Here is a 22,477-nt window from a genome sequence, read left to right on the forward strand (position 1 = left end):
ATGAAGGTTCACCTGCAGGTGGACGGTTCACCGGCGGGTGCGGCGGCCAGCGCCGCCGACATCGCCGCCACGGGCGCGGATGGCCTGTTCACGTTCGAAGGCCAGCACGACGTCTTCTTCCCGCTGCTCCTCGCCGCCGGCACGACCGGCCTGGACCTCATGACGAACGTGGCGATCGCCCCACCGCGCAGCCCGTTGCACCTGGCGCACTCGGCCTACGACCTACAGTGCTACAGCGGCGGGCGGTTCCGCCTCGGCCTCGGCTCCCAGATCAAGGTGCACATCGAAAAGCGTTATGGCAGTAAATGGGACAAGCCCGCGGCCCGCATGGCCGAGGCCATCGCCGCGATCAAGGCGATCTTCGCCGCGTGGGAAAACCAGGGCCGCTTGGACTTTCGCGGCGAGTTCTACACGCACACCGTGATGGCGCCCAACTTCAACCCCGGGCCCAACCCGTTCGGGCCGCCGCCGGTGCTGCTGGGCGCGCTGGGCCCGGTGATGACCCGTACCGCCGCCGAGGTCGCCGACGGATTGTTGGTGATGCCGTTCAACAGCGCCCGCCATTTCGCCGAACGCACCGTGCCCGCGATCGCCGACGGGCTGCGCCGTTCGGGCCGGGCGTTCGGTGAGTTCACCGTCATCGCCCAGGCCATGGTTGCCGTCGGCCGCGACGAGGCGGATCTGGCGGCCGCGGTCAACGGGGTGGCGTCCCTCATCGCGTTTTACGGCTCGACGCCGGCCTACCTGCCGGTGCTGCAGGTCGAGGGCTGGGACGATGTCCAGCCCGAGCTCAACGCCCTGTCCAAGCAGGGGCGCTTCGCCGAGATGCGCCGCCTGGTCAGCGACGAGATGGTGGCCCGGATCGGGATCGTCGGAACGCCCGAGGAATGCGCGCGGCAGATCGCCGGCCGGTTCGGCGAGCACGCCGGGGAGGTGTGCTGTTACTTCCCCGGCTACACGCCGCGCGACGCCGACATCGCCGACCTGATCGGCGCCCTGCACCGGGCGCCGGCCCTGCCATGAGCGATGACCTGACGGTCGAAATCGACTCCGGCGTCGCGGTACTCACGCTCAACCGCCCCGAACAGCTCAACGCCTACACCGCCGAGATGGGCGCCCTGCTGAGCCGCGCGTACCGGGAGTGCGACGAGGACGACGACGTGCGGGCCATCGTGGTGACCGGGGCGGGACGCGCCTTGTGCGCCGGCGCCGACTTCTCCGGTGGCGCAAGCCTGTTCGATGCGCCCGCCGCCGACGGCACGTTCTCGGCGTCGCCGATCACCCCGGCGGCCTTCGAATTGCGCAAACCGGTGATCGCCGCGGTCAACGGCCACGCCATCGGAATCGGCCTCACGATCGCGTTACAGGCGGACATCCGGATCCTGGCCGAGGACGCCAAATACGGTGTGGTGCAGGTACGGCGGGGCGTGATCCCCGACTGCATGGCGCACTGGACGCTGACCCAGTTGACCACCCTGGGGGTGGCCGCCGACATCCTGCTCACCGGCCGGACGTTCGGCGGGGCCGAGGCCGTGACGCTCGGGATCGCCAACCGGGCCCTGCCCGCCGAGCGGGTCCTCGACCACGCGCTGACGGTGGCCCGCGACATCGCGGTCAACGTGGCCCCGATGTCCGCCGCGCTGTGTAAACGCCTCCTGTGGGACAGCGCGATCCATCACTACACACCGCGGCAGGTCGCCGCGCTGGAGACCCGGTTGCACGAGCGGGTGATGGGCGGCGCCGACGCCGCTGAGGGCGTCGCCGCCTTCCTGGACCGCCGCCCGCCGAATTTCACCGCGCGGGTTTCCCGGGATTGGACACCGCTTCCCGATCCTTGACCGAATCAGTATGCGGCGCAAAGCCTTTCGGAGAGCTCCCACAGTTGCGCCGCGCGCCGCTCGTCGCGAGCGTGCGGCGCTGCCTCACCGATCCCGCAGTCCTGCAGGTAGAGGCCGCCGCGGCCGGCGAGGTCGGGGCTTACCGCGGCCCATACCTGCGTCGCCGCACCGTGTTCGGGCATGACGAAATCGAGGAAGCCGTCGGAGGGCTCGCGGCTGTTTTCGGCGACGAGGCTGCGCAGCGCGGAGAAGTCCGAGCGCGACATGTACCGCGCGAGCGCGGTCGCCACGGTGCCCGGATGCACGGCGTACGCGCGGATTCCCGCGTCGCGCAGGCGCAGGTCGGCTTCGATCGCGTGCAGGACGTTCGCCGTCTTGGAGGCGCCGTAGGCGGCGAACTTGTCGTATTCGCGACGCTCCCAGTTGGGGTCGTCGACGTCGACGTCACCCATCACGTGGCCACCGGACGACAGGATCACCACCCGGGCGGCGCCTGCGGCGGTGAGCTGGGGGATCAGCAGCCGGGTGAGCTCGAAATGCCCGAAATGGTTTGTCCCGATTTGCAATTCGAAGCCGTCCCGGGTCCGGCCAAAGGGTGTGAACATCACGCCGGCGTTGTTCATCAACACGTCGACGACCGGCGTGATGCCGGCGACCGCGCTCGCCGCCGCGCGCACGCTGGACAGGTCGGTGAGGTCGAGCGATACCGTCGACGTCCGGGCAGCCGGAACCTCGGACGCGATCCACCGGGCCGTCTCCGCCAGCGCATCGGGGTTGCGGGCGGCCAGGATGACGTGCGCGCCCCCGGCGGCCAGCGCCCGGGCCGACTCGCGGCCCAGTCCCGACGACGCGCCGGTGATCACACATGTCTTGCCGGACAAATCGATTCCCTCGACGATCTGCAGGGCCGTTGGATGCTCGGTCATGCGGACCAACCTATCGCCGCGGCTGGTTCGCGGCTGCGAAGTCCTTACCGCCGGTGACTGGCGGCGCGGGCACGGGAGCCGGAGACTGGCATGACGAAAAGGAGTGCACATGTCTGACGGCCCAGATCAACCCGCCGACGCGGCCGATCCGGTTGCGCGCGCCGACACGGAATGGCGCTCGGCTTTTGCCACATTCGGGCCCCATCACGAGTCAACCTTGACCGCGCTACTCGCGCTGGCGTCCGCGCGCTGGACCGCCGGCGACAGCCTCGGTGCCGTCCACGATGCCGGCCAGGTGCTGGCCGTCAGGCGCGAAACACTCGGAGACGAACATCCCTCCACGCTTGGCGTGGCGGGGCTGGTCGCGATTTGGCGCTACCACCGCGGCGACGAGGACAGCGTCGATGAGCTGCGCGAGCTCGTCCCGGTGATGACCCGGGTACTCGGCGCCGAGCAAGCGGACACGTTGTGGGTCACCCACACTTTGGCCACCGCCGAGGATGCCGGCGGTGATCCCGCCGCCCGCCTGCTGCGCTGGGTGCAGTTGTGCGGCGCCGAGACTCGGGTATTCGGCCCCCGTAACGAATTGACCTTGGCGGCCGCCTTCGGGGTGGCACAAGCGCGCCACGACCTCGGGGACCCCTTCGGCGCGAGCACCGACGCGTTGATCGTCGTCGGCTACCGCCGGCGTCTGCTCGGCGAACATCATCCCCACACGCTGGCCGCGCAACTGTCGCGGCTGACGTGGCTGGGGGAGGCCGAGGGTATCAACGATCACACCCTCAACGAGTTCGACGAGCTGATCGTGGCCCTGCAGAACACGCTCGGCCACGACCACGAGCACACACTGATCGCGCGCTACAACCGCGCTGTCTGGACACCGGAGACTGCCGACGAGGTCGAGCGAGTTTCCGAATGGGAGGTCCTGGGCGAGGATCTCGCGCGCGTTCTCGGTGAACAGCATCCCGTGACGGTCGAGGCTGCCCAGAGACTCGGCGCCGCCCGCGCCGAATGGGAGGACAGCGTCAACGAGACCCGCAACATTGCTTTCGATCTCTTCGTCGACGCCGAATCCGAAGACCGCGAACTCGATGTCATGCCCGGGCGGGACTGGATGGACCCGGGCAATCTCGACGACGACGCCGTGGCCAAAGTCGCCGAAGACGCCGACGAACAACGCTCCGAGCGCGTGGATCTCATGGAACACGCGGTGGAGGTGAAAAGGGCGCTCGCCCGCAGCGCCCGCACGCTGGGCAACGATCACATCGAAACGTTGCAATGGAGGTACTACCTCGCCTGGTGGCTATGGAACGGCCACGAATTCGACCCGGCCGCGGCGCGCACCCGAAAGCTCATCGATGACGGTGGTCGTGTGCTCGGTGAAGATCACCCACTCATCGATGCGACGCGGACCCTCGACCACCACATCACCAACCGCGTCTGGGGTGGGTTGAGCCCGTTCTGGGATGGGAGCGCGCTGGTGTGAGAGCTGGAATCCGACGGTGGTCGGCTTCGGTCTCGGCCAATGACTTCAGCGTGAGCAACTGCTTGCGCATCATCAGCAGGTCCCCCAGCGCCAGGGCCTGAGCGAGGAGCCGGGGCCCGGCGAACAACACGCGCGCATGCAGCCGCGAGCCCTCCCCTTCGGGGCGGATCGCATACGTGACGGCCACACCCTTGGACCGCAACGTGATCTGCCGACCGTCGAGATACGACCGCAAGACGAAGATGGTCATGAATCGCTGCCCGACCGCAAGGTGCGTCAGCTCGGGGTCGCGCCGGCGGGGGCTGCGGCGCCCGAGGTTATCGAGGCTGTCGTAGCTGTAAGGCGCCACGCGCAACTGGCACAACCAACCGAACACGATCGACGGGGGCGCGGCGATGCTGATCGCGCGGTCGGCCCGGACGCCGGCCGAGGGCAGGACGCCGTCGCAGGGCAGCGGTGTCGTTCGCTCCCCGGGCCTGACCCCCCACGTCAGGCCCGGCGTCACGGGACCGGCGTATTGCGTGAATGAACCCTTGCCGCAACGCGTTTCAGCGTCCACCTTACGGCGACGCGGTGCGCGCCGGTGCCGATGACGAGCGCCCGATACGCCTTCCCGTGGATGCCCGGGAACGCGGCCCAGGTCGCCGCGCGCAGCCGGGTGCGGGCGGCGCCGTCGAGTTCGTCGAGCTCGAACACCCACCGGTAGATCGCGAACCAGTGGCGGCCCTTCAGCGCGAACCGCGCCGGCGCGCGCGCTTCGTCCAGGACGAAGCCGACCGGCACCGTCGTCGCGTCATGCGGGTCGCGGCACATCACCCGCAGCAGCGCCGACCACGTGTCTGCGCGGTTCGCGTCGAGGGTTATGGCATGCTCGTCGATATAGGGTAATCGTTCCATATAGAAGGACTGTACTAGATCATGGCGCCTCCGCGGAAGCATGAAACCGATGTGATCCTCGACGCCGCCCGGGCGCTGGTGCTCGACGGCGGACCGCGCGCGGCCAGCGTCGCCGCCATCGCGAAAACCAGTGGAGCGCCGGCGGGCACGCTGTATCACCGCTTCGGCAACCGCGACGGCGTCCTGACGGCGGCGTGGCTGCGGGCGCTGGAACGCTTCCAGGCGCGGGCGCTGGCCGCCGACGGGGACACGCCGGCGGACACGGCCGTGGCGATGGCGGTGGCGGCCGTCGGCTTCGCGCGCGCCCTGCCCGAGGACGCCCGGCTGTTATTGACGATCCGCCCGGGCGACCTGCTCGACGAGGAGCCCGACGCGGCATTCCGGCAGACGCTCACCGCGATGAACGCCCCGCTGACCGAGCGGATCGCGGTGTTGGCCCGGCAGCTGTACGGGAACGCCAGGCCGCGCTCCGTCGACGCCGTCGCGCGCGCGGTCGCCGACCTGCCCTACGCGGTGGTGCGCCGCCACGCCCACGACGACCCGATGCCGTCCTGGCTCGAAAAGGACGTCGCCGCCTCGGCGCTGGCCGTGCTAAACAGCTTTGGCGAACGCCCGTAGGGACTCGACCTGCGCGGGATCCAATGAGGGGCGGACGGTTTCGCGCGCCGCCGCGAGATCGGCGGCCGTCACGTCGGTGGCATCGAGGGATCGGCGCATGGCCGTGAGGGCGGCCTCCCGCAGCAGCGCCACGCAGTCGGCGGCGCTGTAGCCGTCGAGCCCGGCGGCCACCTCGTCGAGGTCGACGTCGGCACTCAGCGGAACCGATTTGCCTGCGGTGCGCAGGATGTCGCGGCGGGCGGTGGCATCGGGGGGTTCGACGAAGACCAGCCGCTCCAGCCGGCCGGGACGCAGCAGCGCCGGGTCGATGAGATCCGGGCGGTTGGTGGCGCCCAGGACGACGACGTCGCGCAGCGGATCGACGCCGTCGAGCTCGGTCAGCAGCGCGGCCACCACCCGGTCGGTGACGCCCGAGTCGAAGCTCTGCCCGCGCCGCGGCGCGAGCGCGTCGACCTCGTCGAGGAAGACCAGCGAGGGCGCCGAATCCCGGGCGCGCCGAAACAGTTCGCGCACCGCCTTTTCCGAACTGCCCACCCACTTGTCCATCAGCTCGGAGCCCTTGACCGCGTGCACGGACAGCTGCCCGGTGCTGGCCAGCGCGCGCACGACGAATGTCTTGCCGCAGCCGGGAGGGCCGTACAGCAACACGCCGCGCGGCGGGTCGACGCCCAGCCGGGCGAAGGTGTCGGGATGCTGCAGCGGCCACAACACGGCCTCGGTCAGCGCCTGGCGGGCCTCGGCCATGTCGCCGACGTCCTCGAGGGTGATGTCGCCGACGCTGACTTCCTCGCTGGCCGAACGGGACAGCGGCCTGATGACGCTCAGCGCGCCGACCAGGTCCTCCTGGTTCAGCTCGGGGGGCCGGCCGTTGGCGCTGGCCCGCGACGCCGCCCGCAGCGCCGCCTCGCGCACCAGCGCGGCCAGGTCGGCGACGACGAAACCCGGTGTGCGTGAGGCGATCTCGTCGAGATCCAGCCCGCCGGCGGGGACGTTCTTGAGGAGCGACTCCAGTAGCGCTTTGCGGGTGGCGGCGTCGGGCAGCGGCAGGCCCAGCTCGCGGTCACACAGATCGGGCGCCCGCAGGCGGGCGTCGAGCTGGTCGGGTCGCGCGGAGGTGGCGATCAGCGCGACGCCGTCGCTGGCCACCGCGGTGCGCAGCTCGCCCAGAATCAGCGAGGCCACCGGGTCGGCGGCGGCCGGCAGCAGGGCGTCGACGTCGGTGATCAGCAGCACGCCACCGCCGTCGCGCACCGTCTGCACCGCCGAGGCCACCGCCTTGAGGCGGTCTTCGGCGGCCAGCGCGCCGACCTCGGGGCCGTCGAGCGTGACCAGCCGGCGATCGCCGCAGACCGCGCGGACCAGCGTCACCTTGCCCACCCCGGCCGGGCCGGACACCAGCACCCCGAGGTTGGTGCCGGCGCCCAGGGTCTTGAGCAGGTGCGGTTCGTCGAGCGCGAGCTTGAGCCATTCGACGAGCTTGGCGGCCTGCGGCTGGGTGCCCTTGAGCTCCTCGACGACCATCTCCGGCCGGGCGACCTCGACCGATACCCGCGACGGCGTCGCGGCGCCGGACGCCACGCCGGTGCCCCAGGTGACCAGCGAGTTGGGCTGCACGCTGACCGGGCCCTCGGGGTCGACGCCGGTGACGGTCAGCAGCTCCGAGGTCCAGCTGATGCCCACGGCCGTGGCCAGCGCCCGGGTGGCGGCCGAGGTGGACGTGCCGGGTCCCAGGTCGCGGGGCAGCAGCGACACGGCGTCGCCCACCATGAGCACCTTGCCGAGCAGGGCCTGGCGCAGCGTGTCCGGCGTGATCGACTGGGTGGCCAGCGTCGAGCCGGACAGCGTCACCGACCGCGCGCCGTAGACCGTGACCGCGCCGACGACCACCGCGGACCCCTCCCGCAGCCCCGCGTTGGACAGCGTCACGTCGTCGAGCAACACGGTGCCGAACGGCGTGCCCGGGCCGGCCAGGGCCGCGACCGCGGCCGTGGTCCGCGACCCGATCAGCGACACCGCGTCCCACTCCCGAATCCCCAGGGCGGCAACGGCGCTCGGATGCAATCTGATGACGCCGCGGCGGGAGTCGACGGCCGAGGTGTTCAGCCGAGCCGTCAAGGTGAGCTGACGGGACGCGGGATTGATGGCTCCGCTCCTCAGCGGCCCGGAGCGGCCCGCATCGTCGCCGGAGCCGCCGGCCGTCACGGCACGCGCCTGCCCGGCTTTCGCAGGCCCAGCCGCGCGACCGATCGACGGTTGGGCTGCGCCCGGCGGATCGCGCGGCGGGTGGCGCGACGCTGCTTGGGTTCGTCGTCCCACGCCTCGGGGTGGGCGGCCAGCCAGCGCTGGTTGCGGATGGCGAACGGCACGTGGCACAGGTAGGCGATGATGATCACCCAGATCAAAACGTAGGGCGCCAGCACCGCCGCGGCCGCGCAGATCGCGAGGATCGCCAGCAGCGGGGCGGCCCAACTCGGCGGCACCGCGACCGCGTGCATCTTGCGCATCGGGATCTTGCTGACCATCAGGATCGAGGTCCCGGTGATCCAGATGCACAGGAACAGCGGCGAGGTCCACCAGCCGTCACCGAACTGCAGCTTGAGCCCGATCAGGCCGATCATCGAGATCGCCCCGGCCGGCGCGGGCATGCCGACGAAGAATTCGTGCGTGTAGGCGGGCTGGCTGCCGTCGTCCTGCAACGCGTTGAACCGCGCCAGCCGCAACACGACGCAGACGGCGTAGAGCAGGATCACGACCCAGCCCGCCGGCGAGTTGGTCAGCAGCGTCACGTAGAGCACGATCGCCGGGGTCACGCCGAAGTTCACCGCGTCGGCCAGCGAGTCGATCTCCTCGCCCATCCGCGACTGGGCGTCCAGGATGCGCGCCACCCGCCCGTCCAGACCGTCGAGGATGGCCGCCGCCGCGATCAACGCCATCGCGGCCTTGGGCTGGTGTTCGAGGGCGAACCGGATCGAGGTCAAGCCCGCGCACACCGAGAGCACCGTCATCGCGCTGGGCAGGATCTGCAGGTTGACCGCCCGGCCGCGCGGCTTGCTGATCATGGCAGCTCGGCCAGCACGGTCTCGCCGGCGATCGCGCGCTGGCCGACTTTCACCAGCGGTTCGCAGCCGGCCGGCAGGTAGGTATCGAGCCGGGAGCCGAACCGGATCAGCCCATAGGTGTCGCCGATCGACAGCTTGTCCCCGACGTGCGCGTCGCAGATGATCCGCCGCGCCAGCAGCCCCGCGACCTGAACCGCGACAACGTCGGCACCGCCCGGGGTGCGGATGACCAGGCTGGTCCGTTCGTTCTCGGTGCTGGCGGCGGCCAGGTCGGCCGACCCGAAGCGGCCGGGCCGGTGCTGCACGGCGATCACCTCGCCGCTGACCGGCGCGCGCTGCACATGGGCGTCCAGCAGCGACAGGAAGATGCTGACCCGCGGCAGCGCCGCGTCGCCCATGCTCAATTCGGCGGGCGGGGTGGCGAAGTCGATCACGCAGATCTCGCCGTCGGCGGGGGCGACGACGGCCCCGGGCCGGGTGGGCGGCACGCGTGGGGGATGCCGGAAGAACCCCGCGCAGGCCCCCGCCGCCAGCAGGCCCGCCCGTCGCACCCAGCGGTGACGGCGGCCGGCCAGGGCCAGCGCCAGCCCGGCGCCGATGAACGGCCGCCCGGCCGGGTGCACCGGCGGGACGGCGGAGCGCACCAGCTCCAGCGCGTGTTGGGGGCTGAAGCCCGGGTCCGAAGCGGTGGGGCCGATAGTGCGGGGGCGTCGTGCCACGCGGCCATCTTACGGAGCCCGCGGTTGATTCGTGGACGCCCGCAGAGGGAACGTTGACCTTCGACATGCAACCGCACAGTGCTGATCGGCGGGCGACACCGGTGCGTCGGGCGAAACGCGGTGTCACCGCCGCATTCATCGCCCACGGTCTGGTGTTTTCGTCGTGGGCCGCCCACATTCCGCGGGTCAAGGACGAGCTGGGCCTCTCCGACGCGGCGTTGGGAACGGCGCTGTTCGGCGCCCCGCTGGGATCGGTGGTGGCCACGCTGGCAAGCCACTGGGCGCTGCGCCGCTGGGGCAGCCACCGCCTGATCCCGGTCATGGTCGCCGGCTATGCGGTCGCGGGGACGACCGTGGGGCTGGCCAAATCCGGGGCCGCCCTGTTCGGCGCGCTGACGTTGTGGGGGACGTTCCAGGGCGCGCTGGACGTCGCGATGAACACCCAGGCCGCGACCGTCGAGCGGGCCGCCCGGGCGCCGATCATGGCGCGGTTCCACGGCATGTGGAGTGTCGGGACGCTGGTCGGGGCCGTCATCGGCGCGGCGTGCGTCGGCGCGGGCATCGGGCTGACCGCCCAGCTGACGGTCCTCGGGGCGGTCGTGCTGATCGTGGTGGGAACGCTCACCCGTCGCCTGATCCCCGATGCGGCAGATGACTCCGAGGCGCCGTCGGGACCCACCCGAGGCCGGCGGGCCTGGATGACGCCGACGGTGGCGATCCTGGCCGCGGTCTCGTTCGCGTCGTTTCTGTGCGAGGGCGCGGCCACCGACTGGTCGGCCAACTACCTGCGCAACGTCGTGGGCGCCGGCCCGAGCGTCTCGGCGTTGAGCTACGCGGCCTACACGCTGACGATGGTGATCACCCGGTTCGGAGCGCCCCGGCTGCACGCGCGGGTGCCCAGTCGCCGGCTGCTGCCGGCCCTGGCGGTGGTGGCCGTGGCGGGCATGAGCGTGACGCTGGCGACCGCCAACGCGGCCGTCGGCGTGCTCGGTTTCGCCGCACTGGGCGTCGGCGTGGCGCTGCTGGTGCCCACCGCGTTCAGCGCGGCCTACGGCGCGAGCGAAGCGGGATCGGCGATCGCCATCGTGGCGGCGACGGGCTGGCTGGGCTACCTGCTCGGCCCGCCGCTGATCGGTCACCTGTCCGGCTGGGTGGGGCTGTCGGCGGCGCTGGCCACCATCCCGGTGATGATGTCGATCGTCGCCATCGCGATCCGCTACAACCCGGCCTTCGACAAGGCCGACGAATTCCACCGGGACGTGGCCACGCCCGCGGGCTAAGTCACCAACGTCCCTGGTCAGTACAGCTAGCGCAGATCCCAGACCTGCAGCCGCGTTCCCTCGGGCACCTCGACGACGTCTTCGGGGATGTCGAGCAGCCCGTTCGCCGACGCCAGCCAGCGCAGGTGGTGCGAGGCCGGCGGCCCGTAGCTGGTGACCGAGCTCGCGTCGTCGCTGAGCACCGCGCGCCGGAACTGCCGCTTGCCCCGCGGCGAGGTCAGCGACTCGGCGAGCACGGCGGACCGGTGCGGGCGTTCGGGGTCGGGCAGGCCCATCGCCGTGCGCAGCGCCGGCCGGATGAACACCTCGAAGGACACCAGCGCGCTGACTGGGTTGCCGGGCAGCGTGACGATCGTCGCGCCCGCCACCCGGCCCACGCCCTGCGGCATCCCGGGCTGCATCGCAACCTTGACGAATTCCACGCCCTGATCGCCCTCGCGCCCGAAGGCGTCCTTGACCACCTCGTAGGCGCCGGCGCTGACACCGCCGCTGGTGATGATCAAATCGGAGTCGGCCGCGTACCGGTCGATGATCGAACTGAATTGAGCCACATCGTCTTCCGCGGTCGCGACGGCGACCAGATCGGCGCCCGCATCCCGGACCGCCCCGGCCAGCATGATCGAGTTGGACTCGTAGATCTGCCCCGGCCGCAGCGGGACGCCCGGGGTCACCAGCTCCGATCCGGTCGAGATCACCAGCACCCGCTGGCGCGGGATCACCGGCAGCTCGGCGATCCCCAGCGCGGCGGCCAAGCCGAGCACCGCCGGCGTCACGACCTGGCCGCGGCGCAACACGGTGGTGCCGGGGGCGACGTCCTCACCCGCGCGCCGGATGTGCTTGCCGGCCTCGCGGGGCTCGCGGATCGACACGACGTCCACCCCGCCGTCGGTGGCCTCGACCGGAACGATCGCCGTCGCCCCCGCCGGCAGCGGGGCGCCCGTCATGATCCGGTGCGCCGTACCGGGTTGCAGCGTCAGCTCGTCGGTGCGCCCGGCCGGAATGTCCTCGGCGACCGGCAACACCACCGGGTTTTCCGGCGTCGCGGACGCCGTGTCCTCGGCGCGCACCGCGTAGCCGTCCATCGCGGAGTTGTCGAAGACCGGCAGGGCCAGCTGGGCGATGACGTCCTCGGCCAGCACCAGGCCCTGGGCGTCGGTCAGCGCGACCGAAACCGGCGGCCGCGGACGAATCAAATCGGTGACGACGCGCTGATGTTCCGCGACTGATCGCATCGGGGCCATTATCCGCGCGTCAGACCGGGAAGCGGACGCCGGTGAGCTCTTCGGAGACGGCCCACAGCCGGCGTTGCAGTTCCGCGTCGTGGGCCTGGGCGCTGGACTTGACGAGCTTCGGGTGGCCACGCTGCTCGAGGAATCCGTCAGGGCCGAAGTACTGCCCGCCCTCGACGTCCGGATCGGTGGCGGCCCGCAACGTCGGCAGCGCACCCATGGCCGCGCTCTGGAACAGCACCGGGCCCAGCGCCGCGGCGGCGGGCCGGAATATCGCCGGCAGGTTGCGGGTCAGCTCGGTGTTGGAGCCGCCGGGGTGCGCGGCCACGGCGATGGTCTTCGCGTCGGGCGTGGCCGCCAGCCGGCGCTGCAGCTCGTAGGTGAACAGGAGGTTGGCCAGCTTGGATTGCCCGTAGGCGGCGATCCGGTCGTACCGGTGTTCCCATTGCAGGTCGTCGAAGTGGATCGCGGCGCGCAGCCGGTGGCCGAGGCTGCTGATGGTCACCACCCGCGAATCCCGCACGGGGAGCAGGTGGTCGAGCAGCAACCCGGTCAGCGCGAAGTGGCCCAGATGGTTGGTGCCGAACTGCAATTCGAATCCGTCCGCGGTGACCTGCTTGGGCGTCCACATCACCCCGGCGTTGTTGATCAGCAGGTCGATGCGCGGGTAGGCCGCGCGCAGCGCGTCGGCGGCCGACCGGACCGCGTCCAGCGAGGTCAGATCCAGCTGCTGCAGCGTGACGTCTACTTCTCGGGACCCTTGCCCCCCGGCGGCGACGATGCGCGACAGCGCCGCGTTGCCCTTCTCGAGGTTGCGCACCGCGAGGACGACGTGGGCGCCGCGGTGGGCCAGCACGGCGGCCGCCTCATACCCGATGCCGGTGTTCGCGCCGGTGATGACGACGACGCGCCCGCTCTGATCCGGGACGTCACTCTCCGACCAGGCGCGGGTTTCTTTGTCGTTGGAAGCCATGGCCCAAAACATACTCACCCCGGCCGGATGTTGCCGGGCGCGTCATCGCTCGGTTGTCATCTGCGCGCGCAGCCAGGCGATGACCCGCGGCACCACCTCGGGCGCCTTGCTCATGGCGACATGGCCGGTGCCCTCGATGAGGTGCACCTCGGTGTCGGGGCGGCCCTGGAAGACGAGCGTGTCGGATTGCGGGACGAAGTAGTCGTCGGCGCCATTGATCACCAACATTTCCGAATTGCCTTGCCGGGCAAGCAGATCCCGTCGGTTGAGTCGGCTGAGGCCGGCGCTGAGCTCCTCGAGGGTGGGGGAGTGATCCCAGTGCATGGCGTTGCCCACGATGTCGCGCATGCCGTAGGGCAGCTTTGCGATGTTCTCGACGGCGAACGCGTCGACCACCGGGCCGCCGAGTTCGATTGCGGCGTCGACGATTCCGGTCAGCCCGGACATCGCGGCGAAGTTCCCGCCGAATGACGCGCCGAAGTGTGCGACCCGGCCGTCGCCCAGCGTCCGGGCGTAGCCGATGAGGCCGCGGATCACCTCGTCGGCGTGTTCATCGAGCGGGATGTCCGTCTCGCCGGTGCCGGGATGGTCGAAGGCCAGCGTGGTCACGCCCGCGCCCTGGGTGAATGCGACCCACCACGGGTGGATGTCCATCTTCCAGGTGTCCACACCGCCGCTGGCGATCAGCACCGCCCGGTCCACGTATCGGCCGTCGGCCGAATACAGGTGCACCGGCACCTCGACCGATCCGCCGCGGTACCCGACGGCGACGATGCGGCGCTCGAAGTGCACCGGAAAGCCGTTGGCCGCCAACTGAAATTGCTCGAGCTGGTGCTGCAGCGCCTTGACCCGGGTGGCGTCCGTCAGGCAGGGGAACTTGGCGCACCCGTACACCAGGGACGCCATCCGGTGGTCCCCGCGCTCGGCGTAATCCCTTGCCACCCGCGACCATTCGTAGACCCAGCCGCCCGGCGCGTCGGCCCACATGTCGTCGACGGCCGAGCGGACCCGCTCGATGTCCTCGAGTGGAACGCCGAACTTCGCGAACTGGTCGGTGCGGTCGTCGAACATGGCCGCGGCATCGATGTCGTAGGTGTACATGGGACCGCTCCTCAAGATTTTCACGGACCGTTGAGACTAGTCTCACGCTACGATGAAATTAGTTTCAACGCAAGGAGAAATTCACGCTACGATGAAACTCGTGGCGAAGACAGCGACGACGCCTGGACCCCGGGACGAACGGGGGGTGCTCGCCGCGCGGATCGCCGCGGCGGCGCGCGACGAATTCGCCGTGCACGGCTGGGCCGGCACCACGATCCGGGCGGTCGCGCGGCGGGCCGACGTCGACCCGGCGCTGGTCTACCACTACTTCGGGTCGAAGGAAGGGCTGCTCGACGCCGCGACCAACCCGCCCCAGCAGTGGCTGGACCGCGTGGCCGAGGTGTGGGCCACCCCGGTCGAGCGGCTCGGCGCCGCGCTGCTGCAGCTGCTGCTGGCCAGCTGGGCCGACGACGAGATCGGGCCGACGCTGCGGGCCATCCTGCAGACCGCGGCGCACGACCCCGCCACCCGCGACAAACTCCGTCGAGTGGTCGAGGGCAGCCTGATGGGGGTCTCGGGGCTCGGCAGCGACGACCGGGACCGCTTGATCCGCAGCGGCCTCATCTCGTCACAGATGATGGGGTTCGCGCTGATGCGCTACGTGTGGAAGATCGAGCCCGTCGCCTCGATGACCGACGACGAGGCCATCGCCGCGATCGCCCCCAACCTGCAGCGCTACGTCGACGGCGACCTGGGCGGTCAGACCCAGTAGTTGTCGTGGCGGACGAACCACTCCCGGCGTTCCTCGTCGGTCATGTCGGCCAGCGCCGCGAAGCCTTCGAAGTAGGCCTCGCGGGGGGCGCCCGGCGCGAACAGCATCAGGATCGACGCCGGCTCGTCGGCCTCGTTGCGGAAGCCGTGGACGCCGCCCGGGGGGACATAGAGGAAATCGCCCTGGTGCCCGTCGGCCCACTCGGTGCCGTCGTAGAGCTTCATCGTCCCGGAGAGCACGAAGAAGGCCTCCGACATGGCCCGGTGGAAGTGAGCCGGGGGACCGCCGCCGGCCGGGGCGATGTCGACGCGATAGAGGCCGTAGTCGCCGGCGGTGTCCTGTTGGTTGGCCAGGTAGTGGTATTTGACGCCGGAGGTCTCGTAGTCCGGGGGCTGGTCGGCCCGCTTGAGCCAGGCGCTGATCTCCGGCTCTTCGGCGGTGTAGCGGGCCGGCGGGTAGGGCGGCACGACGAGGGACATGGCTCCAGTGTGCGCATAACATCGCGTGGATGGAGGCCGCGGAGGAACTGCGCGTGGAACGGCTGCTGGACGCCGAACGCAAAGCGGCGCAACTGTTCGACGAGATCGAGCGGCGGGCCATGATTCGGCCCGGGGTCGGGGAGAAGGAGCTCTCCGATGAGATCCACGATCTGGCCGGCGAAATGTTCGGCGTGACCCGGCACTGGCATCGGCGGATCGTGCGCGCCGGGGAGAACACGCTGCAACCGTTCCACGAGCGCCCGCCGGACCGGCTGATCGTCGACGACGACATCGTCTTCCTGGATCTGGGGCCGATCTTCGAGGAGTGGGAGGCCGACTTCGGCCGGACCTTCCTGTTGGGCGACGACCCACACAAGAGGGCCGTCCGCGACGCGCTGCCCCGCGTGTGGCAGGCCGGCCGCGACTACTTCGCCGGCAATCCCGACGTCACCGGCGCCGAGCTGTTCGACTTCGTCGTCGGGGCGGCCCACGCGGAGGGCTTCGAGTGGGCCAGCCGGATCGCCGGGCACCTGGTGGGGGAGTTCCCGCACAAGAAGATCGCCGGCCCCGGCATCGAGTGGTACATCATGCCCGGCTCGGACAAGCCGATGCGCCGCACCGACCCGCGCGGGCGCATCTGCCACTGGATCCTCGAGATCCATCTGGTCGACCGCCCGCGCGGCTTCGGCGGCTTCTACGAGCAGCTGCTCGACCTGCCCTGAGCCCCACTACTTCTTGCACTCGGCATAGGCGAGTGCTAAGAATGACTTGGCACTCGCGACCAGTGAGTGCTAGGTCGGGACGGTGAGACCAGGTCCAACGACAGCCCGGTCGTCCGTCGCGGGCACTGCACCCGGCCAGAACGTGTCATCCCCAATCCGGAGGAATCACTTCGCAATGGCCAAGACAATTGCGTATGACGAAGAGGCCCGCCGTGGCCTCGAGCGGGGGCTCAACGCCCTCGCCGACGCGGTAAAGGTGACGTTGGGCCCCAAGGGTCGCAACGTCGTCCTGGAGAAGAAGTGGGGTGCCCCCACGATCACCAACGATGGTGTGTCCATCGCCAAGGAGATCGAGCTGGAGGACCCGTACGAGAAGATCGGCGCCGAGCTGGTCAAGGAAGTCGCCAAGAAGACCGACGACGTCGCCGGTGACGGCACGACGACGGCCACGGTGCTGGCTCAGGCGTTGGTCCGCGAGGGCCTGCGTAACGTCGCCGCCGGCGCCAACCCGCTGGGTCTCAAGCGCGGCATCGAGAAGGCCGTCGAGAAGGTCACCGAGACCCTGCTCAAGTCGGCCAAGGAGGTCGAGACCAAGGACCAGATCGCTGCCACCGCGGCGATTTCGGCGGGCGACCAGTCGATCGGTGACCTCATCGCCGAGGCGATGGACAAGGTCGGCAACGAGGGCGTCATCACCGTCGAGGAGTCCAACACCTTCGGCCTGCAGCTCGAGCTCACCGAGGGCATGCGGTTCGACAAGGGCTACATCTCGGGCTACTTCGTCACCGACGCCGAGCGTCAGGAAGCGGTCCTCGAGGACCCCTTCATCCTGCTGGTCAGCTCCAAGGTGTCGACGGTCAAGGACCTGCTGCCGCTGCTGGAGAAGGTCATCCAGGCCGGCAAGCCGCTGCTGATCATCGCCGAGGACGTCGAGGGTGAGGCTCTGAGCACCCTGGTCGTCAACAAGATCCGCGGCACCTTCAAGTCGGTGGCCGTCAAGGCCCCCGGCTTCGGTGACCGCCGCAAGGCGATGCTGCAGGACATGGCCATCCTCACCGGTGGTCAGGTCATCAGCGAAGAGGTCGGCCTGTCGCTCGAGAGCGCCGATGTCGCCCTGCTGGGTAAGGCCCGCAAGGTCGTCGTCACCAAGGACGAGACCACCATCGTCGAGGGCGCCGGTGACTCGGACGCCATCGCCGGCCGGGTGGCCCAGATCCGCAGCGAGATCGAGAACAGCGACTCCGACTACGACCGCGAGAAGCTGCAGGAGCGCCTGGCCAAGCTGGCCGGCGGTGTTGCGGTGATCAAGGCCGGGGCCGCGACCGAGGTCGAGCTCAAGGAGCGCAAGCACCGCATCGAGGACGCCGTGCGCAACGCCAAGGCGGCCGTGGAGGAGGGCATAGTCGCCGGTGGTGGCGTGGCCCTGCTGCACGCCACCCCGTCGCTGGACGAGCTGAAGCTCACCGGTGACGAGGCGACCGGCGCCAACATCGTCCGCGTCGCGCTCGAGGCTCCGCTGAAGCAGATCGCCTTCAACGGTGGTCTGGAGCCCGGCGTGGTGGCCGAGAAGGTCCGCAACTCGCCCGCCGGTACCGGCCTGAACGCCGCCACCGGTGAGTACGAGGACCTGCTCAAGGCCGGTGTCGCCGACCCGGTGAAGGTGACCCGTTCGGCGCTGCAGAACGCCGCGTCGATCGCGGGCCTGTTCCTGACGACCGAGGCCGTCGTCGCTGACAAGCCGGAGAAGGCCGCCGCTCCCGTCGGCGACCCGACCGGTGGCATGGGCGGCATGGACTTCTAAAAAGTCGCCAACGAAAAAACCCGGCCCTCACAAGGGGCCGGGTTTTTTCGTGGCGATGGCGCCGAGCGTGAACTCACGGCGGGCTTTTCGCGATTTTCCCGCCCTGGTTTCACCTTCGGCGGGTAGGCCGCCGCGCCGCGGCATCGAGTGTGAGCTCAGGGCTTTGGGTGTGAGCTCACGGCGAGCTTTTCGCGATTTTCCCGCCCTGGTTTCACCCGCGAAGCCCTGGCCTCACACTCGACGCCCAGAGTGCACACTCGAGGCGCCTGGCCGGCCTTGTACGTTTGAACGCGTGGCGCTTCCCGCTCCCTCACCCACCAGCACCGCCGTCGTGACGGGCGCGTCGTCGGGCATCGGCGCCGACATCGCCCGCGAGTTGGCCGACCGCGGCCACGGCTTGACGCTCGTCGCCCGCCGCGAAGACCGGCTGCGCGATCTGGCCGACGAACTCGCCGGCCGGGTGCGCGTCGAGGTGATCGCCTGCGACGTCGCCGATTCCGCCGCCCGCGCCGGCCTGTTCGACGAGGTCGAGCGCCGCGGCCTGACGGCCGACATCCTGGTCAACAACGCCGGCATCGGCACCATGGGCTCGGTGACGAAAATTCCCGTGGCCGACGAGATCGCGCAGGTGCGGGTCAACGTCGAGGCCGTCATCGACCTGAGCACCCGCGCGGTGCAGCGGATGGTGCCGCGCGGCCGCGGCGCGATCCTCAACGTCGGCTCGACCGCCGGCTACCAACCCTTCCCCGGGCAGGCCGGGTACGCGGCCACCAAGGCGTTCGTCAACAACTACACCCATGGGCTGCGCGGTGAACTCGCCGGCACCGGCGTCACCGTCGCGCTGCTGTGTCCCGGCCCGGTGCGCACCGAGTTCGTGAAGAGCGCCGGCATGGACGAGCGCGAATTCGCCGACGCGTTCCCGAAGTTCATGTGGAAGCCGTCGCGTGAGGTGGCGCGCGCCGGGGTCGACGCGCTCGAGAGCGACCGCCCAACCGTGATCCCCGGCCTGCCCAGCCAGATCAGCACCCGCCTGTTCCAGTTCATGCCGCGACGAGTGCTGCTGCCGCTGTTGAAGAACCAGCATCCGAGCCTGCGCAGGGACCGGTCAGCCGGCTGACCCCGGCCAGGGCCGCATCCAGCCCTCCACCGGAAGCGCGAGCGCGTTGCACAGCGTGCAGATCGTGCGGTACCAGCCGACGGCCGTGAGCAATTCGATCCGCTGCTCGTCGTCCAGAAAGTCGCCGAGCGCTTCCCATGTCGCCTCCGACCACGAGCCGGTGCGCTCGCACTCGTCGACCGCCGCGATCAGCGTCCGCTCGGCCGGGCCCCACCGCGGGTCGTCGGCCCCGGCCAACACCAGCGCGTCGCACTCGTCGTCGCTGACGCCGGCGATCGGACCCCAGAAGGCGGCCTGCCCGCCCCACTCGTAGGCGCAGCGCAGCAGCGCGCAGATGCGAAGGATGGCGATGGTCCGCGTCCGGGGCGGCAAAAGCGCTGCGGTGTAAAGGGATTCGCCGAGCTTGCGCAGCCGGGAGGCCAGCACCGGATGGCGCTGCAGGCAACGCACCAACAGCAGCGGCTCGTAGGTGCGGTCCGGGTGGCCCCAGCTGTTGATGCCGGCGGCATCCTCTTCGCTCCACGGCGGGGCGAGGGGCGCGATGCGGCTCACGGATGAGACTGTACGGCCCTAGGCCGATGGCGGCGACCCGCTGCGCCCGGCTAGGCCGATGGCGGCGACCCGCTGCGCCCGGCTAGGCCGATGGCGGCAATCGCCGCTAGGCCGGCAGCGAGAACACCACACAGTCGTGCAGGCAGCCCCGGGCCGCATCGGGGGAGTCGGCGTCGCGGTGCAGCAGCGCGCGGGTGGGGGTCACCGTGAGCCGCACCGCGTCACCGGCTCCGCCTTCGGGCGACACCTCGGCCGCGCCGTCGACGATCAGCGAGTAGCCGCCCGGTTCGGCCGGGGGCCACAGCAGGGTGACGTCGCGGCGCCGGGCCAGGTTCTGCTGCGTGCGGCCGCCGATGAGACCGACCTCGAGGGTCTGTCCGCGCAACTCGGGTTCGACCGTCACGGTGTGCGAGCGGTATTCGTCGTCGACGGTGATCAGGTACGCGTACGGGTAATCGACGAGCGCGTCGGCGAGCGCCGCGAAATCGACTTTCTTCTTGCTGCGCATGATGTCCCAGGATAGGCGCGAACCGATGCGGCCCCGCGCTACTGCGGCGCCGGGGGCGTGAGGAACCCGGCGATGCGCGACGTGTAGCCGCGGGCGACGGCGCCGGAACTGGCGGGCCGCGTGACCGCGGTGGTGGTGTTGGAGAACCCGAGGTTTTGCAGTACCTCGTTCCAGGGCGGCAACTTCGCCACGGCCGCCGACGCGTCGGCGTGATACCCGAACATCGCCGCCACGTCCGAGGCCCACATCTGGTCGTAGGCCGCCTCGATGTCGGCGATCGCCGGGGTGTTCTGGCCCAGATGATTGTTGGCCGCCAACGCCCGCACCAGGGCCCGGTTGGCCGCCACCACCGCGGGCTGCACCGTGGCCGCCAGCGCCACCTCGAACGCGGTGGCGATGGCCGAGGCCTGGTGGGACACCTCTTCCGCCTGCGCGGCCGCCGCGGAAAGCCAACTCACGTATTGGCTGGCGACCGTCATCATGGCCGCCGACGACGCGCCCTGCCACGACCCGCTGGCCAGATCCGACGTCACCGAAGAAAAGGACGACGCCGACGACGCCAACTCCCCGGCGAGCCCGTCCCACGCCGCCGCGGCAGCAAGCAGCGGCCCGGGACCAGGACCGGAGAAAATTAGTGCCGAGTTGACTTCCGGCGGCAACCACGCAAAATGCGGGTTCGTCACGGGACCCAACTTAGCTGGTATATGCCACTTTTGGTGGCGTTATTGCAAGGGCGCCGGAGCGGGCTGACGGCCCCGCACCAACTTGCCCGGACGGGCGGCGGTGGGGACGCCGTGTTCAGCGATGATTTCCCCGGACACGATCGTGGCGACATACCCGTCCGCCGTCTGGTCCAGGCGTCGCCCGCCGGCGGGCAGGTCGTAGGTGATGACCGGCTTGTGCAGGCGCAGGGCGGCGTGGTCGATGACGTTGAGATCGGCCTTGTAGCCCACGGCGATACGGCCGCGATCGCTCAGCCCGGCGATGCGCGCCGGCACCGAGGTGAGCTCGCGAACCGCCTCGGGCACCGTGAACCGTCCGGCCTTGCGGTCCCGCGCCCAGTGGGTCAGGAAGTACGTCGAGTAGCTGGCGTCGCAGATCATGCCGTAGTGCGCGCCGCCGTCGCCGAGGCCGAGCACCACGTCGTCGCGGTGCAACAGCTCCCCGACGGTGTCCAGCGAGTTGCCCTGCAGGTTGCTGGTCGCGACCAGCAGCATGGCTTTGCCGTCGTCGTCGAGCAGCCTGTCGTAGGCCTCCTCCATCGGCTCCACGCCCTTGGCGCGGGCGCGGGCACCGATGCTGGTCGACGGGTCGGGCTCGTAGTCGGGGTCCTCGCCCAGCGGGTAGATCCAGTCCCACATCTGGGCGACGTACAGGATCGGGTGGCCCTGCCCCGGCTTGTCGGCCAGGATGCGGGCGCGGACCTCGGGCTTGCGCATCTCGGCGACCCGCTCGGCCAGCGGCAGGTGCGCGATTTCGCGGTAGCTGGGGTAGAGCACGAAGGGGTTCGCCGACAGCTGCAGCCCGATGATCAACCCGATGGGCCGCGGCAACAGCTGCGCGGTGATGTCCCCGCCCGCGGCGTTGGCCTTCTCGATCATGGTGATGGCGTCCGGCCACGACGGGTCACCCGAATTGGCGACGACGAGGGTGAAGGTCAGCGGCAGCCCGACGTCCTCGGCAACGTCGAACACCGTCTGCAGCACGGGCTGGTAGCCGCCGGCCGGGATGTCGGGGACGAACTGCAGCAGGCCGCCGCCGCCGTCCACGACGCCGCGGGCGATCTGCTCGATCTCCTCGCGGGCGGCGTCGTAACTCGGTATGGGCGAACCACTTTCGGTCTTGTGGATGGTCAACCGCGACGAGGCGAAGCCCAGCGCGCCGGCCTCGATCGCCTCCTTGGCCAACGCCCGCATCTTCGCCAGGTCGTCCTCGGTGGCCGGCTCGCGGTCGGCGCCGCGCTGCCCCATCACGTACACGCGCAGCGGCGAGTGCGGCAGGTACGCGGCCACATCGATGTCACGCTTGCCGGAATCGAGGGCGTCCATGTATTCGGGGAAGGTTTCCCACGTCCACGGCAGGCCGTCGGTCATCACGACGCCCGGGATGTCTTCGACGCCGGCCATCACGTCGACCAGGACGTCGTGGTCGGACTGGCGGCACGGCGCGAAGCCGACCCCGCAGTTGCCCATCACCACCGTCGTCACCCCGTGCGCCGACGACGGCGTCAGGCGCTCCGACCAGATGGACTGGCCGTCGTAGTGGGTGTGCAGGTCGACGAAGCCGGGCGTGACCAACAGCCCGGTGGCGTCGATCTCGCGGTTCGCCGCGGCGCCGTTCACGTCGCCGACCGCCTTGATGACGTTGTCGGTCACCGCCACGTCACCGACGTACGGCTCACCCCCCAGCCCGTCGACGATGGTGCCGTTGCGGATGATGAGGTCGTAAGTCATCCAAACA

22 protein-coding genes and 1 pseudogene are annotated in these 22,477 nt (G+C 70.3%); 9 read left to right on the forward strand and 14 right to left on the reverse strand.

The annotated features are described in order from the left end of the window. Together QGN30_RS05145 and QGN30_RS05150 are read left to right on the forward strand one after the other, a co-directional pair. The gene (locus QGN30_RS05145) at positions 1–1,023 is read left to right on the forward strand and encodes a TIGR03617 family F420-dependent LLM class oxidoreductase (protein ID WP_009952565.1); all 1,023 of its coding nucleotides are present in this window, start codon (positions 1–3) and stop codon (positions 1,021–1,023) included. Next, positions 1,020–1,838 carry an enoyl-CoA hydratase-related protein gene (locus QGN30_RS05150; protein ID WP_038537784.1) on the forward strand — a complete coding sequence of 273 codons (819 nt, stop codon included), beginning with the start codon at positions 1,020–1,022 and terminating at the stop codon, positions 1,836–1,838. Before QGN30_RS05145 ends, QGN30_RS05150 begins: the two co-directional genes overlap by 4 nt. Positions 1,839–1,843: 5 nt before the next feature. Here the strand turns inward: QGN30_RS05150 and QGN30_RS05155 are convergent, their stop codons facing one another. Then, complete coding sequence (locus QGN30_RS05155; protein WP_038537781.1) at positions 1,844–2,764, reverse strand: SDR family NAD(P)-dependent oxidoreductase; 921 nt, start codon at positions 2,762–2,764, stop codon at positions 1,844–1,846. A gap of 109 nt (positions 2,765–2,873) precedes the next feature. Between QGN30_RS05155 and QGN30_RS05160 the strand changes: the two genes are divergently transcribed. Continuing rightward, a complete protein-coding gene (locus tag QGN30_RS05160; protein WP_248923254.1) occupies positions 2,874–4,250 on the forward strand; it encodes a tetratricopeptide repeat protein in 1,377 nt (458 codons plus the stop codon). Here the strand turns inward: QGN30_RS05160 and QGN30_RS05165 are convergent. Both QGN30_RS05165 and QGN30_RS05170 read right to left on the reverse strand, forming a co-directional pair. Beyond that, entirely contained in the window at positions 4,192–4,755 is a 564-nt protein-coding gene (locus QGN30_RS05165; protein ID WP_009952560.1) for a hypothetical protein, read from the reverse strand. The genes QGN30_RS05160 and QGN30_RS05165 overlap by 59 nt on opposite strands. After that, positions 4,752–5,147 (reverse strand): hypothetical protein, encoded by a 396-nt coding sequence (locus QGN30_RS05170; RefSeq protein ID WP_009952559.1) that lies wholly within the window; start codon positions 5,145–5,147, stop codon positions 4,752–4,754. The genes QGN30_RS05165 and QGN30_RS05170 overlap by 4 nt, the downstream gene beginning before the upstream one ends. A 21-nt stretch (positions 5,148–5,168) precedes the next feature. Between QGN30_RS05170 and QGN30_RS05175 the strand changes: the two genes are divergently transcribed. Further along, positions 5,169–5,765 (forward strand): TetR/AcrR family transcriptional regulator, encoded by a 597-nt coding sequence (locus QGN30_RS05175; RefSeq protein ID WP_009952557.1) that lies wholly within the window; start codon positions 5,169–5,171, stop codon positions 5,763–5,765. Here the strand turns inward: QGN30_RS05175 and QGN30_RS05180 are convergent. The 3 genes from QGN30_RS05180 to QGN30_RS05190 are packed head-to-tail and all read right to left on the reverse strand — an operon-like array spanning position 5,739 to position 9,543. Next, positions 5,739–7,907, reverse strand: coding sequence for an AAA family ATPase (locus QGN30_RS05180; RefSeq protein ID WP_248923695.1), 2,169 nt, complete (start codon positions 7,905–7,907; stop codon positions 5,739–5,741). The genes QGN30_RS05175 and QGN30_RS05180 overlap by 27 nt on opposite strands. Positions 7,908–7,963: 56 nt before the next feature. Continuing rightward, positions 7,964–8,824: a CDP-diacylglycerol--serine O-phosphatidyltransferase gene (gene pssA / locus QGN30_RS05185; protein ID WP_008261338.1), complete on the reverse strand. Its 861-nt coding sequence runs from the start codon at positions 8,822–8,824 to the stop codon at positions 7,964–7,966. Beyond that, entirely contained in the window at positions 8,821–9,543 is a 723-nt protein-coding gene (locus QGN30_RS05190) for a phosphatidylserine decarboxylase (RefSeq protein WP_179293530.1), read from the reverse strand. Before QGN30_RS05190 ends, pssA begins: the two co-directional genes overlap by 4 nt. Before the next feature lie 65 nt (positions 9,544–9,608). On the opposite strand from QGN30_RS05190, the gene QGN30_RS05195 reads away from it, so the two are divergent. Then, positions 9,609–10,823 (forward strand): MFS transporter, encoded by a 1,215-nt coding sequence (locus QGN30_RS05195; RefSeq protein WP_050782790.1) that lies wholly within the window; start codon positions 9,609–9,611, stop codon positions 10,821–10,823. Between the two features lie 26 nt (positions 10,824–10,849). Here the strand turns inward: QGN30_RS05195 and moeA are convergent, their stop codons facing one another. From moeA to QGN30_RS05210, 3 genes are read right to left on the reverse strand one after another with little or no spacing between them, the layout of a single operon-like run. Continuing rightward, complete coding sequence (gene moeA / locus QGN30_RS05200; RefSeq protein ID WP_009953499.1) at positions 10,850–12,055, reverse strand: molybdopterin molybdotransferase MoeA; 1,206 nt, start codon at positions 12,053–12,055, stop codon at positions 10,850–10,852. 19 nt (positions 12,056–12,074) lie between these two features. Beyond that, positions 12,075–13,025, reverse strand: a complete 951-nt coding sequence (locus QGN30_RS05205; protein WP_248923253.1) for an SDR family NAD(P)-dependent oxidoreductase — start codon at positions 13,023–13,025, stop codon at positions 12,075–12,077. Positions 13,026–13,067: 42 nt separating this feature from the next. Further along, entirely contained in the window at positions 13,068–14,126 is a 1,059-nt protein-coding gene (locus QGN30_RS05210) for an alpha/beta fold hydrolase (RefSeq protein WP_009953502.1), read from the reverse strand. Between the two features lie 91 nt (positions 14,127–14,217). On the opposite strand from QGN30_RS05210, the gene QGN30_RS05215 reads away from it, so the two are divergent. Next, the gene (locus QGN30_RS05215; protein ID WP_044059223.1) at positions 14,218–14,838 is read left to right on the forward strand and encodes a TetR/AcrR family transcriptional regulator; all 621 of its coding nucleotides are present in this window, start codon (positions 14,218–14,220) and stop codon (positions 14,836–14,838) included. On the opposite strand, the gene QGN30_RS05220 is transcribed toward QGN30_RS05215, so the two are convergent. Then, on the reverse strand, positions 14,826–15,317 hold the full coding sequence (locus QGN30_RS05220; protein ID WP_008261318.1) for a cupin domain-containing protein: 492 nt from the start codon (positions 15,315–15,317) through the stop codon (positions 14,826–14,828). The two genes, QGN30_RS05215 and QGN30_RS05220, sit on opposite strands and share 13 nt — an antisense overlap. A gap of 29 nt (positions 15,318–15,346) precedes the next feature. Here QGN30_RS05220 and QGN30_RS05225 point away from each other — a divergent pair, with 29 nt between their 5' ends. The 3 genes from QGN30_RS05225 (at position 15,347) to QGN30_RS05235 (ending at position 18,957) form a co-directional block, all read left to right on the forward strand. Then, complete coding sequence (locus tag QGN30_RS05225; RefSeq protein ID WP_009953503.1) at positions 15,347–16,039, forward strand: M24 family metallopeptidase; 693 nt, start codon at positions 15,347–15,349, stop codon at positions 16,037–16,039. Between the two features lie 175 nt (positions 16,040–16,214). Further along, complete coding sequence (gene groL, locus QGN30_RS05230; RefSeq protein ID WP_008261313.1) at positions 16,215–17,840, forward strand: chaperonin GroEL; 1,626 nt, start codon at positions 16,215–16,217, stop codon at positions 17,838–17,840. A 292-nt stretch (positions 17,841–18,132) separates the two neighbouring features. Then, a complete protein-coding gene (locus tag QGN30_RS05235) occupies positions 18,133–18,957 on the forward strand; it encodes an SDR family NAD(P)-dependent oxidoreductase (RefSeq protein ID WP_014381252.1) in 825 nt (274 codons plus the stop codon). On the opposite strand, the gene QGN30_RS05240 is transcribed toward QGN30_RS05235, so the two are convergent. The 4 genes and pseudogenes from QGN30_RS05240 to QGN30_RS05255 all read right to left on the reverse strand — a co-directional run bounded on the left by QGN30_RS05240 (position 18,946) and on the right by QGN30_RS05255 (position 22,470). Next, complete coding sequence (locus QGN30_RS05240) at positions 18,946–19,509, reverse strand: carboxymuconolactone decarboxylase family protein (RefSeq protein WP_009953506.1); 564 nt, start codon at positions 19,507–19,509, stop codon at positions 18,946–18,948. The two genes, QGN30_RS05235 and QGN30_RS05240, sit on opposite strands and share 12 nt — an antisense overlap. A gap of 106 nt (positions 19,510–19,615) precedes the next feature. Then, a complete protein-coding gene (locus tag QGN30_RS05245; RefSeq protein ID WP_008261307.1) occupies positions 19,616–20,017 on the reverse strand; it encodes a hypothetical protein in 402 nt (133 codons plus the stop codon). A gap of 170 nt (positions 20,018–20,187) precedes the next feature. Next, a pseudogene (locus tag QGN30_RS05250) lies at positions 20,188–20,700 on the reverse strand (PPE family protein); the annotation flags it as partial. 39 nt (positions 20,701–20,739) lie between these two features. Then, positions 20,740–22,470 (reverse strand): N-acyl-D-amino-acid deacylase family protein, encoded by a 1,731-nt coding sequence (locus tag QGN30_RS05255; RefSeq protein WP_248923252.1) that lies wholly within the window; start codon positions 22,468–22,470, stop codon positions 20,740–20,742. Positions 22,471–22,477 lie beyond the last annotated feature (7 nt).

This window comes from Mycobacterium sp. 3-98 (genome assembly GCF_035918355.1).
Taxonomy (GTDB): Bacteria; Actinomycetota; Actinomycetes; order Mycobacteriales; family Mycobacteriaceae; genus Mycobacterium; species Mycobacterium intracellulare.

What these genes read in the sequence shown, in the direction of transcription:
- QGN30_RS05145 (WP_009952565.1), top strand. Translation starts at nt 1, where the DNA reads ATGAAGGTTCACCTGCAGGTGGACGGTTCACCGGCGGGTGCGGCGGCC.
- QGN30_RS05150 (WP_038537784.1), top strand. Translation starts at nt 1,020, where the DNA reads ATGAGCGATGACCTGACGGTCGAAATCGACTCCGGCGTCGCGGTACTC.
- QGN30_RS05155 (WP_038537781.1), bottom strand. Translation starts at nt 2,764, where the DNA reads ATGACCGAGCATCCAACGGCCCTGCAGATCGTCGAGGGAATCGATTTG.
- QGN30_RS05160 (WP_248923254.1), top strand. Translation starts at nt 2,874, where the DNA reads ATGTCTGACGGCCCAGATCAACCCGCCGACGCGGCCGATCCGGTTGCG.
- QGN30_RS05170 (WP_009952559.1), bottom strand. Translation starts at nt 5,147, where the DNA reads ATGGAACGATTACCCTATATCGACGAGCATGCCATAACCCTCGACGCG.
- QGN30_RS05175 (WP_009952557.1), top strand. Translation starts at nt 5,169, where the DNA reads ATGGCGCCTCCGCGGAAGCATGAAACCGATGTGATCCTCGACGCCGCC.
- pssA (WP_008261338.1), bottom strand. Translation starts at nt 8,824, where the DNA reads ATGATCAGCAAGCCGCGCGGCCGGGCGGTCAACCTGCAGATCCTGCCC.
- QGN30_RS05195 (WP_050782790.1), top strand. Translation starts at nt 9,609, where the DNA reads ATGCAACCGCACAGTGCTGATCGGCGGGCGACACCGGTGCGTCGGGCG.
- moeA (WP_009953499.1), bottom strand. Translation starts at nt 12,055, where the DNA reads ATGCGATCAGTCGCGGAACATCAGCGCGTCGTCACCGATTTGATTCGT.
- QGN30_RS05205 (WP_248923253.1), bottom strand. Translation starts at nt 13,025, where the DNA reads ATGGCTTCCAACGACAAAGAAACCCGCGCCTGGTCGGAGAGTGACGTC.
- QGN30_RS05210 (WP_009953502.1), bottom strand. Translation starts at nt 14,126, where the DNA reads ATGTACACCTACGACATCGATGCCGCGGCCATGTTCGACGACCGCACC.
- QGN30_RS05215 (WP_044059223.1), top strand. Translation starts at nt 14,218, where the DNA reads ATGAAACTCGTGGCGAAGACAGCGACGACGCCTGGACCCCGGGACGAA.
- QGN30_RS05220 (WP_008261318.1), bottom strand. Translation starts at nt 15,317, where the DNA reads ATGTCCCTCGTCGTGCCGCCCTACCCGCCGGCCCGCTACACCGCCGAA.
- QGN30_RS05225 (WP_009953503.1), top strand. Translation starts at nt 15,347, where the DNA reads ATGGAGGCCGCGGAGGAACTGCGCGTGGAACGGCTGCTGGACGCCGAA.
- groL (WP_008261313.1), top strand. Translation starts at nt 16,215, where the DNA reads ATGGCCAAGACAATTGCGTATGACGAAGAGGCCCGCCGTGGCCTCGAG.
- QGN30_RS05245 (WP_008261307.1), bottom strand. Translation starts at nt 20,017, where the DNA reads ATGCGCAGCAAGAAGAAAGTCGATTTCGCGGCGCTCGCCGACGCGCTC.
- QGN30_RS05255 (WP_248923252.1), bottom strand. Translation starts at nt 22,470, where the DNA reads ATGACTTACGACCTCATCATCCGCAACGGCACCATCGTCGACGGGCTG.